The organism is Candidatus Bealeia paramacronuclearis (assembly GCF_035607555.1).
Taxonomy (GTDB): domain Bacteria; phylum Pseudomonadota; class Alphaproteobacteria; order UBA9655; family UBA9655; genus Bealeia; species Bealeia paramacronuclearis.
Genome location: NZ_JAVHWZ010000001.1, coordinates 460,434 through 473,571, shown reverse-complemented (window position 1 = coordinate 473,571; position 13,138 = coordinate 460,434). Strand labels below are relative to the sequence as shown.

Below are 13,138 nucleotides of genomic sequence, written 5' to 3'. Positions count from 1 at the left end.
AAGACATGACCCGGTTTTTTTTGTGTGTAGGAGTTCATATCAAATGAGACTCAAGAGGCCTCGAGAATATGAGAGTGAATATAGTGCATAGGAGTGAGGCCTTTCGCGGCGCGATGAGGCCGATAAGAATTATACTTTGAGACAGCTTGAGAGAGCTCAAAGCGCATAGAAGCTATGGAATCAGCCAGGAGGTTGTTTTGGTTGTAAAATTCCTCCCGGAATATTCGATTTCCCCGCTCAACGCCGCCGTTGTAAGTGGGCTTTTTGGGGGACAGAACAATCAGCGAAATTCCAAGTTCTTCACAGGCTTCCTCAAATTCCGCCATAAATTCAGATCCTCCATCAACTTGAATGGAAAGACCATTGCATAATTGAGGGATGAGGAGAGAAAGGATATACTGAGGAAAGTCCGAAAAGCAGGAGTGATCGAAAATGTCCTTTTTAAATCGTGAAGCCAGAGAGCGTTTAAAGAACAGTCAACTTATCCAAGCTTTTAGCCTTATCGACTGGGAGAGTGTAAAGCAAAATATGGGGAAACTAGGAAGATCTGGCTATGGCCCCAATGGGTACGTACCAGTCAATTTACTGAAGGCGTTGATTTTGCAGGCTTGGCATAGCTTAAGCGATGAGGGGTTGGAAGAAGCCTTGAGGGTTCGGTTGGACTTTATGGTCATCACGGGGTTGGAAAAGGTGCCTGATCATACGACGCTCTGTCGATTTCGCAACTTGTTGATCAGTCAAAACCTTTGGGAATACCTCCTTGCAATGATCAATTATCAACTAGAACAAAAGGGATTAAAAGTGAAAGAATCCCAAGGAGCGATTATAGATGCGACGCTTATCGAATCAGCGGCACGTCCTCGGAAAGAAATGGAGGGGATGGCTGTTGATCGTGAAGAAGACAAGGAATATGCTGTTGAAGAGCAGGTAACCCTTTCCAAAGATCCAGATGCCACATGGCTTAAGAAGGGGAAACGGAGCTATTTTGGGTACAAAGGCTTTATGGTCATTGACCAGGAGGACGGATATATTGATCAGGTTCACGTGACGCCTGCGCATGTCTCTGAAGTGAGAGAGTTGGAAGAGGTTGTGAAGAAGCGTCGAGATAAGAGGCTTTATGGAGACAAAGGGTATGCTTCCCAAGGAAACAAAGACTTGCTGAGGTCTAAGGGGATTAAGAACGGGTTGATGGAGAAAGCGAAAAGAAATAAGCCCTTAACCCATTGGCAAAAAGTATTTAACCGGATGATTTCGAAGATTCGATATAGGGTGGAACAAGGATTTGGAACCTTAAAACGAAAATTCAAATTCACGAGAGCATCCTATTTTACAACACCCAAAGTTCAAGGACAAATGGCCCTAAAAGCCATAGCCTTTAACCTCTTAAAGGCCACAAATAAGGTTGCTTATGGATAAATCAGGCGAGTTAAGTGAGTATTTGAGCAAAAAAAGAACAAAGAGACGAAGAAAAATATCATCCCCCTCAATTTAAAAAACTCAAAAATTAGCTTTTCAGGACCTCAGTTGGAATTTTTATTAATTATGCAATGGCCTTTCTTTATAAGTTTCTTCCTTGCTGCCATGCGCGTAGAGGGCGACGGAAAAGAGTCCATAGAGGGCGTATACCTGATCGCACCTCTATTCATGACAGGCCTGAGGTCGTGGAGGCTCGAAAAGAAGTGGGTCACTGGGAAGCGGACCTGATGTCTTTTCGAGGAAACTCACAGCACATGCTGGTGGTTCATGAACGAGTGACACGCTATACTGTTGCGATTAAGCTCGCAAGCAAAACAGCCTCTGAGACAATAGCTGCTCTCTTGTGCTTCTTTAAAAGTCTTCCTGACAACCTTTTAAAATCCGTCACTTTTGACAATGGGATGGAATTTGCGAAACACAAGGAAATCACACAGCAGCTTGGAGTTCCAACCTACTTTTGCGATGTCTATTCTTCGTGGCAGAAAGGAGGCATTGAAAATATGAATGGAAGATTTAGGCGTGATCTCCCACGCAAAACCGATCTGTTGAATATGCCTGAGGAGGAACTGGAGCAAATTGTGCTGGGACATAACCTCATGCCAAGGAAGGTGTTGAATGGAAAATCTCCACTTGAGTCATTGGCAAGCCACCTGAATCGCGCTATTGTCTTCTTATTCAATAAGGGCATTGCACCTCATCCTTGAATCCACAATTTGGGAGATTAACTTAGATACTCCAGGAAAGCAAGTTAGAGAAGGTGAGGGTTATGGACCATTTCCTTACTATCTATATACTGAAACCATTTTTGACAAAGCTCCCTATTTCTTTAATATTGATATTTTCAAAAAATCAATAGATATTTTAATTAACTTTGACACCTTAACAAATTGTCCTAATAAAAATACCATTGAAAGAGGCTTTTCTCTACCTTTGGGAAAAAGCATCGTCTTAAAACACTCGAAACAGCGTATTGAAGAAGCAAAATTAAACTCTAAAAATAAAGCTAGCCAGATTTCTAGCTTAGAGTGCGAATTCGATGCGTCTCAAGAACAATTAAATTTTATTGAAAATAATATACTTCATTTAATAAAAAGCCATAAAAATATAAAGTTCTTAATTTTTTTCCACCTGTCTCAGCTCTTCACTATAAAATTGATGAATTGAACGGTATTTTTTTTGAAAAACTTAGGAAAAAAAGAGCATCATTAAAATGCTTTTAGGATTAGAAAATGTTTTAATATTTGATTTTCAGGATCAAGAAGATATAATATCCAATCTTGATAATTATAGTGATGAAATACACTATAGCAAATTTATTAATGATTGCATGCTGCAGTATATTTTTAATAAAAAACACCTTATTAGGGATGAAAGCTGGGAATCAATTCATAATTTAGAGGATATATTATATAGATACGGTATATAGCGTATAAGTCGACATCAACTGAGACACTTAACTAAAGATAGATTTTGTGATAAGATAAGTTGTTTACAAGGACAACCGGAAGCGGCTTTGTTCGGGAGGGTATGAAAATGGTGTTGCAAAAGTGTGTAGGAGTTTGTTGAATAGGTATGACGCTTACCATCAATTTAAAAGAACCACCCGCTGCAGCCGGTTCATTCATCATTAAAAACGAAAAGATCAATACTGAAATGGACAAAGGAAAACGCATGATTCTTAAAACCTCCGATTTTTATTCTTTTGGGCCCCGAGTGTATCATGATTTTTTCCAAAAACAACGCCTTAAGATGAAGTCGCTTTTGAAATCACCTTATAAGCAGCAAGCGCCCTCTCCCGAGCTTTGTTGTGGTCTACCAAAGGATAGGGATAGTTTTTTCCCAAAATAATACCGGCTTGAGAAAGAACAGAGGACGGGGCCGCAAAGGGCTTGTGAATCCATGTGGGGGTAAGGTTTTGAAGTTCTGGGACCCAACGTTTTACATAAGTTCCTTCTGGATCAAATTTCTCCCCTTGAAGGGCAGGATTAAAAACACGAAAGTAAGGTGAGGCATCGGCGCCAGATCCTGCGACCCACTGCCAACTGGCCGCATTATTTGCAAGATCCGCATCTACCAAGGTGTCCCAAAACCAGCGCTCTCCATCTCTCCAATGAATTAGTAAATCTTTGATGAGAAAAGACGCCACCACCATACGCACACGATTGTGCATTCCTCCCGTATGCCAAAGCTCGCGCAAGCCTGCATCGACAAAAGGATATCCTGTTATTCCTTTTTGCCAGGCCTCAAGTGCTGAGGGGTTATTCACCCAAGGGAAGTTTTCAAACATCTTTTTTAAAGGCTCTTCAGAGAGTTTTGGATGAAAATACAATAAATGATAGGAAAATTCTCGCCAGGCTAGCTCTCTTAAAAACGCAAATCCTTCCGCCTCGCATCCCAGCATTTGTGAGAGTGTTTGATACCAAATGGTGCGCGGACTGATCTCTCCCCAATGGAGATGTGCGGATAAACGGGAAGTACTATCTTTATCTGGGCGATTACGGTCCTCAGAATAAGATGACAAATCCTTTTCCAAAAATTCCGAAAGGCGCGTCAAAGCATACTCTTCCCCCGGACTCCAAAATTCATTAAGTTTTCCTGACCAATGAGGTATTGGGGGAAGACTTTCAGAGGGAAGATGTTTGGCATAAGATTTTAGAGTTTCAGGCTGAGCCAAAGGCTTTGCGGGAGGGCCTTTGGAAAGGAGAGCTTTCCAAAAAGGTGTGAAAATTTGATAAGGCGTTCCATTGGATTTCAAATGATGCCAGGGCTCAATCAAAAGAGCGCTGTTGAAACTTTTCACCTCAAAACCTTGAGATTTGAGATGTGTTTTTATTTTCTCATCACGCGCACGCGCATAAGGTTCATAAAGACGATTCCAATAGACAAGTCTCGCCCCCGTACTTCGGGAGAGCTCTTCAAGAATTGTTTCCGGAGATCCTGATCTTAAAATGAGCTTTAATCCAAATGCTTCAAGTTGCCCTTCAAAGGCTTCCAAACTTCGATGAAGCCACCAAGAAGAGGCACCTCCCGGTTTCCAAGGATCCTCATTATCAAAAATATAAAGAGGGATGATGGGCCGTACTTCCTGCTCTGCGGCTACTAAGGCTGGATTGTCCAAAAGCCTTAAATCTTGACGAAACCAAAGAATGAGGGGTGATGTCATTTCAACTTTATCCTTGAAATTTTCCGGATTTCTCAACATATAGTAATTCATCTTTTTCGCAAGCAATTGAGGATTCCATGGCTGGCCATTCCCAGTTTAAAAATATTATGTATCGTAAAGGTGCTCAAGACGCCAAACGGGCGAAGGTTTTTACAAAGATCATCCGCGAATTGACCGTCTCCGCCAAAGCCGGCGCTGATCCTGAATCTAATCCCAGATTACGCCAAGCGATTGTGGCAGCGCGCACGGAAAACATGCCCAAAGACACCATGGAGCGCGCTATTAAACGTGGGGCTGGTGGAGAAGATAACTCGGATTACGTGGAGATGCGCTATGAAGGTTATGGTCCCAGTGGGGTTGCCATTATTGTTGAAGCTTTAACGGATAATCGCAATCGGACCGCTGCGGATGTTCGCTCTACGTTTACAAAATTCGGAGGGAATTTAGGGGAAACCAATAGCGTAAGCTTTATGTTCGATCGCGTGGGCCTTATGCGTTATCCCGACTCCACAGCCGATCATGACGCTATTTTTGAGGCGGCCCTTGAGGCCGGCGCTCTCAATGTTGAATCCGAAGACGGATTTCATGAAATTGAATCCTCTATGGAAGAATTTGCAACCGTGCGTGATCATTTAATCTCAAAATTTGGGGATCCCGAATCTGCATCCCTCGTTTGGAAACCTCAAAATCTCATGTCAAGGCAATTTAGAAATGTCCGCTTTGAGTTGAATTATTATCCACAAGTCCATAGCCCTCTCTCGCGCTCTCAAGCGCAAGAGAGACTTGGGGCTGTGGACCCTGTGGGTAATAAGAAGTCTGGGTTTATTTTGGGGAAGATTTCCTGGTCAAAAACATGATCTAAGTCCTTACGATCAGCTAGAATGGGCCCCCTTGTCACCCTATCCAGCGCCATCACGCTTAAGACTTCTTCTCCAAGCATCACCTCTATTGCCCCCGTATAATGTTGATAAATTGTGACTTTTTTATTCTGGTAGCGATAGCCTTTTCCAGGCACTTGAACTTGATAGGCCTGCCCTTCCAAAGAGAATTCAAGGTTTTTTGAAAGCTTGCGCGTGACGTGATGAGATAAAATTCGTCGCAACCTTTGCGCGTCGATAGGTACGTCACGGTGCAGATCTTTCGGGTTTGCCGCATCAACGGCGAACTTTTGGTTATACTTCTCGATAAACGCCGGCAAATAGGCATTGGCAGTCGCAATATCGCAGATACCTCTCAAACGCATCTCTTTGATTAAGCGATCTTGCAGCGTTTGATTCGCCCGCTCGACACGGCCCTTGGCTTGGGGTGAGTAAGCGCAAATCAACTCAATTCCTAAATCTTTCATGGCGCGATGCAGCTCAGTAGCTTGGTAATATCCGTCAGTTGTGCGCGTTGTTTTAAAAATGCTGTGCCGGTCACTATAATAGGCCAGAGGCAGACCATGCTGCTCGAGGTGTGATTCCATGGCTCGGAAATAGCCGGCAGTGGTCTCCGATTCTTCAAATCGCATAGATACGATGCGGCTGGTGGCATCGTCTACAAAGACGAGCAAACAACACTTTGCACGCCGTCCCTCAAACCAATCATGGTGCGACCCATCAATCTGTACAAGCTCACCAAAGCACGAGCGGCGCTGACGGGATTGATGCAGAGGCGAGCTTTTCCGAATTTTCCCGCTCCATAATGCATCGGCTATCATCCATTGTCGCAGAGTTTCTTTGTTGATCTTAAGCCCCTCATTCTCCAACAGTTTCTCGCTGGCTAGCGTCGGACCAAAATCCGCATAACGATTCCGAACTGCCTCAAGAACTCTGGCTTTGAAGCCCTCTGAATGCGCACGATTACTGCCCGATATAGCACGCCGTTTAATCCCGGAAGGTCCCTCAACAGAAATTCTCGCCTGCAAACGCCTCACTTGCCGAGCACTCAAACCTAACTCTGCCGCACCTTCACCTTGGCGCAGCAGACCTCGTTTTATGTCATCCAATATCTTTAGTTTTTCCATCTCGGCCTCGCTATACAATGTCTCCATTCATCCTCCTGCTTGCTGACTGCATCAGCATAAAACTTAAGGACAAATCCGGACATTTCTAAATTGCTTAACCGGACATTTTCAAATTGCTCCTACAAACCTCAAAATCTCATTGACATCACAGAGGAAGACAAGGCCAAATCTTTGCTCAAGCTCATTGATGCCCTTGAAGATAATGATGACGTTCAAACCGTTTCTGGAAACTATGATATCCCTGAAAAATGGTTGGGGTGAATAATTCCTATAAATGTTTGGGCAATTCACACCCCAAATAACTTGATTTATTTTATTGATATGGTAATGTCTATTATTATGATTCGAATATTATATTTAAAAATATGGCCCTTTTAGAAGTTTTAACATTACCTGACAAACGTCTCCGTCAACGCGCTCATGATGTTGAGGGTATAGATGAGTCTACACGCACGCTTTTGTCAGACATGCTCGAAACCATGTATGCCACTGACGGTATTGGTTTGGCCGCAATTCAAATTGGTGTCCCCAAACGCATTGCTGTGATTGATATCGGGGAAAAGCGATTTCAAGACAAACCCTTTAAAATGATTAATCCTGAGATTATTTGGACGAGTGATGAAAAACAAATCACTCCAGATGGATGCCTCTCTGTACCTGAACAATATGCTGAAACTTTGCGTCCGCGCGCCCTTAAAGCCCAATTCCGCGATGAAAACGATGTCCTTCAAAAGATTGAAGCAGAGGGGCTTTTGGCCGCCTGTATTCACCATGAAATCGACCATTTAAATGGAGTTCTTTTTGTAGACCACCTCTCCCCTCTTAAACGTCAAATTCTTGTGCAACGCGCGATCAAATTACGCGGACGTGGGAAATAGTCTTTTCTTTGAGAATCTCTTGACGAAAGACCAAATAATTTATCTAACTCATATGAAGAATTGACCTTTAAGGAAAACCTCTGTGATTCATCCTGCATCCCTCCGTGTGGCTTTTATGGGAACTCCTGAGTTTGCGGTCCCGGCCCTCAAAGCCCTTGTGGATGCCGGATATCAGGTGATGACCGTTTATTCTCAACCTCCCCGCCCCAAAGGACGTGGCTACAAACTTCAAGAAAGTCCCGTGCACACGTTGGCTGAGTCTTTGGGAATTCCTGTGCTGACCCCTACATCACTCAAAACAAAAGATGCTCAAACGGAGTTTCAAAGTCTCAATTTGGATATTGCGGTCGTGGCGGCTTATGGTTTGATCCTCCCCAAAACAATTTTAGAATCTCCTAAATACGGATGTTTGAATATTCATGGTTCACTTTTGCCGCGGTGGCGTGGGGCGGCTCCCATTCATCGGGCGATTCTTGCGGGAGACTCTGTCACCGGTGTGACCATTATGGAAATGAACGAGGGACTGGATACAGGTGCTATGATTTTAAAGCGTGAGATTCCCATTCTTCCCATAACAACGACGTCCGGGCTTCATGATGAAATGGCCAAAGTGGGCGCAGAAGCCTTAATCGAAACCCTCCCTCTTTATTTGGAAGGAGTCTTCAAACCCATACCTCAGCCCGAGGAAGGGATCACATATGCCGCAAAAATTGAAAAAGAAGAAGGGCTTTTAACATGGGAAGATTCTGCCGAAGTGCTCACCCGCAAAGTGCGTGCACTCAACCCTTGGCCGGGGGTATGGTTTACGTATCAGGGTAAACGTATTAAAGTCTTTGAAGCACAGAATGAGGGAGCTTCCTTTTCCCAGGTTCCTGGCACCATTGTGGACTCCCATTTGGGAATTCAGACCCGTGAGGGAATTTTCAGACCTACCCGTCTTCAAGTGGAAGGTGGTAGCCCCCTTTTGACAGAGGATTTTTTAAGGGGGCATCCTATTCCCAAAGGGACGAAACTTTAAATCCATGCCACGCTATAAACTGACCATTGAATATGACGGAACCCCCTTTTTAGGTTGGCAAAGACAACCGGGGCGCCCCACCGTGCAAGGGCTTCTCGAAGGCGCATTTGAGTCTCTTTTTAAAATTCCAACAATGATTTATGGAGCAGGTCGCACGGACACTGGGGTTCATGCCACAGGACAAGTGGCCCATGTGGATTCAGAAAAAGATTACAGCCCCATCGCTATTCAAGGCGCTATTAATCGCCGGGTGGGTCCTCATCCGATTTCAATTACCCATGTGGAAAAAGTGAGCGAGGATTTTCACGCACGATTTTCAGCCACAAAAAGATCCTACACGTTTGTGATTTTAAATCGACGCGCCAAACCCGCCATTGAATTGAATCGTGTTTGGTGGGTACCCATGCCTTTGGATCATGAACGCATGCATGAGGCTGCACAATATCTAGTGGGATATCATGATTTTACATCCTTTCGAGACACGCGATGTCAATCGGCCTCACCACTGAAAACGGTCGATTTTTTAAATATTGAGCGGCAAGGAGATCATATTCTCCTCACAACTCAATCCCGTTCATTCCTTCATCATCAGGTCCGAAATATGGCGGGAACTTTGAAACGTGTGGGGGATGGAAGCTGGGAGATTTCAAAAATTAAAGACATCCTTGAGGCTAAGGACCGCAGAGCTGCAGGCCCCACAGCCCCTCCCTCAGGACTTTATCTGACGAAGATTGAGTATTGAAAATTTCATGAAAAACCCCCTGAGAGTAAATCTCAGGGGGGTGAATATTTTTGATTTTTATTAGATTATCTGGTTAGGGTCTTTGCTTACTGGCTGTAACTTCATTTTCCAGTTGTGTTCTTTCATGTTTTCATCACCCTTTGTCTTTGCATCTTTTTGTCGTTTTTCAAGGTCTGACAATGTGTATTTTGCCTTTAGTTTTGCAGTGCTGGGTTGTGTATTATTAGAGTCAGCCTGTTGAATTTCCTCTTTAAGAAGCTCTTCTAACGCGTCTAATTTACCCACCAACAAATCTTCAAGGCGAGGCTTCATAGCTTCATTATTCAACTTTAATTTTTCCGCAGCCGCTTTATCCGCCAGGTCTTTTGCACGAAGTATTTGAGCGCGTTTCCACAAGTCTGGCAATGCCAAAAGAATGTCCCCTTCAGTGACTGTTACAACTTGATTTTCCTTAGTTCCTTTTCCTGTAGTATCAAGAAGAGAAGCATCGAAAGACTTCCCGAAAACTTTATATCTAAACCCTCCAGACTTTAATTCAGTAACAATAGCAGTGGGAGTCTCATCCAACTCTAACACCCTTTTTGCAACCAGTTTGCGAGAAAATTCATCTGTTAAAAATTTCATACGATCCTTAAGGTAAATCTTCACCTGTTCCATAATTTTAGGCGTCAAGGTAACGTTTTCTATTGTAGTCCCTGAGATCCTTGATGCGACTCTTCTGAGAAGGTCTTCAGATTTTACTATAGCAAGTTTTCTTCTCCTGTCATCATCTGTACCTGTTTCGGAGTCCATAAGTATATCATATACGGACCGTTCTAATGTAGGGAGTGTTGGTGAAAAATCCAGATTTTCCTCAACCTCTTTTTCAATGAGTTTAAGGGGGCCTTGAGCTCCCATTCCTAGCTGAACAAAGGCTTTGTTGACTTCTGGAACAAGCATATTAAAAAATTCAGTACTATCCAAAGCACCCGATTCGGTTTTAGGAAGTTTATAATTTTCAGGGTTGGTTTCGTGCTTCAATAAAATTTTATACAATACGTTGGTGAGTAATTTTTGCTTTTGATCTTTTGTAATTGAGTTTCCGATATTCCTAATAATGGTACGAAAAGCAATTTTTAAGTCCTGTATCTTAACTCCAATTTGGGAGGCTACTTTTATTCCACTGTCTATTTGAGAGAAAAGAGCATCTTCAAAGGACTCGAGCTTTGAAGAGTCAAAGGTATTTGGCATTTTATTGGTGAGCACTTTTGCAAAAGCGTCTTTTCTCAGAGATTCAGAAATGGCCTTTGTAAGAGCTCTTAGAATTGACGAATTTGGATTATTGATTCCAATATTTTGAAAGATTTGTTTGACGAGGTTTTCTGGATTTTCCGTTCCAAAAAGTTTTCCATCAATTTTTTTAATAAAGTTTCTTACAAAGACTGAATTTACTGTTGTTCCTTTGAGTTTCAAAAGCTCTTCTGCAACAGAGTCAGATACCCCTGTTATCCCATCTCTCTCCAGCAAAGTCTTCAAACCTGTTGTCGCGTTTGGATCAACAACTTTCGCCGAGACGTCATTAATATTAAGTAAGGGATTGAACAAGGCTACGAGGCCTTGAAGGCTTGTTGAGACGGCGTTCACGTGAACTGGAGCAGTGATTGTTGTTTTAGGTTGAAGTTTGGGGCGATGAACTTTCATAGCATTGTGCGTTGCAACAATATGGTGGGCTAAGGAAAGAGCAGCTGTTCCAATGACCTTATTTTTATTATTATTAGGATCTACATATTGCACATCATCTGAACTCGTTGTTGCAATTTTTTCAAAATACTCCACAGGGGTTAAAACAGTTTGTCTGAGTGCGTCACGATTGAGCTTGCCAGATCTTGAAAAACCTGTCTCAGAAGAAATTTCAGCTTTGAACATATCTTGAAGAAATTTATTAGCAGTTACCTCAATTCCCCTGACTTTAAGGCCCGAGGAGGCAGATTTGATAGAAGTCTCTAATTTCTGTTTAAAGTTTTCCGGAGACAAATCAATAAATTCTTGAAGCTTAATATTTAAAGGATTTTTATCTGCAAGGAAATCTTCGACTGATTGATCTTGTGGAATTTCCAGCAGCGTCCTTTCAAATTTTTCATAAAAAGCACTTTTAATTTCTTCCAATAATTTCAAATCGTCTTGCGTTGGTGGTGTCTTAGATTTTCCAAGCTTACCTGCAAGAAGATTTGCAACGCGAGAGTCATCAAGCTCTTCCTGCTTTGCGACTGCGGCTTTTGGTATAATATGGTCTTGAGGAAGGAGAGTCATTTCTTGTGCAAGTTTAAATATTTTTGGCAAAACATTTATAATAGCGGCTTCACGATCTAATCTTGTGTCGCCTTTGCCATCAATATAGCTAGGTATTTTAAAATCTGCATGGTTATCAAAATAAACGATAAATGCAGTTTTCATTTCGGCCAATACTTTGTTTCGCAAATTATCAGAATGCTCTATAAAATAAGAAGTTTCTTTGATCACCTGACCTAAAAGAGATTTTATATCTCCCATGGCCGCTTCTGAAAAATTTGATACTTTTACAATTCGGGAAAGGCCTTGATCAATGGCTTTATCTTTTGCCGAAGCGATCATGTTTTCAAGATTGATTTTACTACCTTGGACAAAGCTCGAAAGGAATAACCCTTTGACAGCGTTTACAACATCATCAACAAATAATTTTTCACCTGCATTCAAATCTTCATAGGTTTTTGAATAAATGGGAAATGCCTTCTTGATGATTTGATTTTGCAAAGACTCAAGACTTCCAAATATTTTTTCAATACCTTTATCGGTTTGTTTTGCAAGATTGGAGAGAAATTTTGTGCGATCTCTTACTTTCAAAGTTTTAAAAGTCGTCTCAAGGAGCTTTCCTACGACACCTGTGGAGGAAATAGAAACGCCATGCTCACTGAGTTTTCCAGCCGCAGTATTCTCATATTGTGTAACCGCTCTCTCTCTCGGGGTTTCACTATCAGAAATCTCTGACTTTGAAGTGTTAAGCTTAGTAATATTGAATTCTGGAGGGGGAGGAGGTGGGAAGCCATCAGATGACGCTTCATCAAAAGAAGAAGGTGGCGGTGGGATGTCTCCAAGAGGCTCTTGTCCTTCAGATGTCTCCAAAAGATTTTGAATAGACGATGACTTGTTTACGTTTGATTGTTCTTCAGAGTGTGAAGGGCTTTTGATATCAGTGTCTTTTGTAGTTTTTGAATTTTTATCTTCGTGATAGTTTTTGATAGCTTGGGTGAGCGTATCAGTCATCCATTTCATATATTCCGTATCGGTAGATGCCCCTGTGATAACAGGATTGATATCGGGGGAATAAGGACGGGAAAAAGAGATGCCACTAGACATTTCATTTATTGAATTTGCAGAAGCTAACGATTGAACATTTGTGTTTGAAGAGTTCTCGAGGTTTACAATCGAACGCGCGTTGGAATCCTGAAATTGTGTTGAAAATTTGTGCTCACGATTATCTTGAGTTTGATCGTTTTCAGCACTATTACCGCCCCTAACGGTTGGACGTTCCATACCCTTTGCAGAAAGCACTTGCTTAGTATTTTCTGAAACCTTTGAATCAAGATCGGCATGTTGAGACGTTGAATTTAAAAGATTTCGAGTGGCTTTTTTATTTTTACCTGCGACCAAACTTGGAGAGGAAGCCGAATATGTGTCACCTCCACCAACTAATCCCAAGTCAGTAATGACCGTCGTGTTATCACTTGCAGCTTTTTCCATATTGTCTTGAACGGTGTCACCACCAAGCAAACTCAAAAATGCAGCACTTAATGTTTCTAACAAACCAGCTGACGCCATAACACTTACTCCTTAACAACAC

At 42.3% G+C, this 13,138-nt stretch carries 10 protein-coding genes and 2 pseudogenes; 8 read left to right on the top strand and 4 right to left on the bottom strand.

The window, feature by feature from the left end:
• Positions 1–50: 50 nt before the first annotated feature.
• A pseudogene (locus Bealeia2_RS02410) lies at positions 51–359 on the bottom strand (integrase core domain-containing protein); the annotation flags it as partial.
• A gap of 73 nt (positions 360–432) precedes the next feature.
• Here Bealeia2_RS02410 and Bealeia2_RS02405 point away from each other — a divergent pair.
• The 3 genes and pseudogenes from Bealeia2_RS02405 to Bealeia2_RS02395 all read left to right on the top strand — a co-directional run bounded on the left by Bealeia2_RS02405 (position 433) and on the right by Bealeia2_RS02395 (position 2,640).
• Positions 433–1,416, top strand: a complete 984-nt coding sequence (locus Bealeia2_RS02405) for an IS5 family transposase (RefSeq protein ID WP_331255236.1) — start codon at positions 433–435, stop codon at positions 1,414–1,416.
• A gap of 140 nt (positions 1,417–1,556) precedes the next feature.
• A pseudogene (locus Bealeia2_RS02400) lies at positions 1,557–2,180 on the top strand (IS30 family transposase); the annotation flags it as partial.
• A complete protein-coding gene (locus Bealeia2_RS02395) occupies positions 2,164–2,640 on the top strand; it encodes a hypothetical protein (RefSeq protein WP_331255546.1) in 477 nt (158 codons plus the stop codon). The pseudogene Bealeia2_RS02400 and the gene Bealeia2_RS02395, both read left to right, overlap by 17 nt.
• A gap of 580 nt (positions 2,641–3,220) precedes the next feature.
• Here Bealeia2_RS02395 and Bealeia2_RS02390 read toward each other — a convergent pair.
• Positions 3,221–4,639, bottom strand: a complete 1,419-nt coding sequence (locus Bealeia2_RS02390; RefSeq protein ID WP_331255545.1) for a cryptochrome/photolyase family protein — start codon at positions 4,637–4,639, stop codon at positions 3,221–3,223.
• Between the two features lie 77 nt (positions 4,640–4,716).
• Between Bealeia2_RS02390 and Bealeia2_RS02385 the strand changes: the two genes are divergently transcribed.
• Entirely contained in the window at positions 4,717–5,496 is a 780-nt protein-coding gene (locus tag Bealeia2_RS02385; RefSeq protein WP_331255544.1) for a YebC/PmpR family DNA-binding transcriptional regulator, read from the top strand.
• Here the strand turns inward: Bealeia2_RS02385 and Bealeia2_RS02380 are convergent.
• Complete coding sequence (locus Bealeia2_RS02380; protein WP_422388042.1) at positions 5,406–6,644, bottom strand: ISNCY family transposase; 1,239 nt, start codon at positions 6,642–6,644, stop codon at positions 5,406–5,408. The two genes, Bealeia2_RS02385 and Bealeia2_RS02380, sit on opposite strands and share 91 nt — an antisense overlap.
• A gap of 90 nt (positions 6,645–6,734) precedes the next feature.
• On the opposite strand from Bealeia2_RS02380, the gene Bealeia2_RS02375 reads away from it, so the two are divergent.
• The 4 genes from Bealeia2_RS02375 to truA all read left to right on the top strand — a co-directional run bounded on the left by Bealeia2_RS02375 (position 6,735) and on the right by truA (position 9,282).
• On the top strand, positions 6,735–6,905 hold the full coding sequence (locus Bealeia2_RS02375; protein ID WP_331255543.1) for a YebC/PmpR family DNA-binding transcriptional regulator: 171 nt from the start codon (positions 6,735–6,737) through the stop codon (positions 6,903–6,905).
• Between the two features lie 104 nt (positions 6,906–7,009).
• Complete coding sequence (gene def / locus Bealeia2_RS02370; RefSeq protein WP_331255542.1) at positions 7,010–7,522, top strand: peptide deformylase; 513 nt, start codon at positions 7,010–7,012, stop codon at positions 7,520–7,522.
• 82 nt (positions 7,523–7,604) lie between these two features.
• Entirely contained in the window at positions 7,605–8,540 is a 936-nt protein-coding gene (gene fmt / locus Bealeia2_RS02365; protein ID WP_331255541.1) for a methionyl-tRNA formyltransferase, read from the top strand.
• 4 nt (positions 8,541–8,544) lie between these two features.
• Positions 8,545–9,282, top strand: coding sequence for a tRNA pseudouridine(38-40) synthase TruA (gene truA / locus Bealeia2_RS02360; protein WP_331255540.1), 738 nt, complete (start codon positions 8,545–8,547; stop codon positions 9,280–9,282).
• A gap of 60 nt (positions 9,283–9,342) precedes the next feature.
• Here the strand turns inward: truA and Bealeia2_RS02355 are convergent, their stop codons facing one another.
• Positions 9,343–13,116: a hypothetical protein gene (locus Bealeia2_RS02355; RefSeq protein ID WP_331255539.1), complete on the bottom strand. Its 3,774-nt coding sequence runs from the start codon at positions 13,114–13,116 to the stop codon at positions 9,343–9,345.
• Positions 13,117–13,138: the final 22 nt, after the last annotated feature.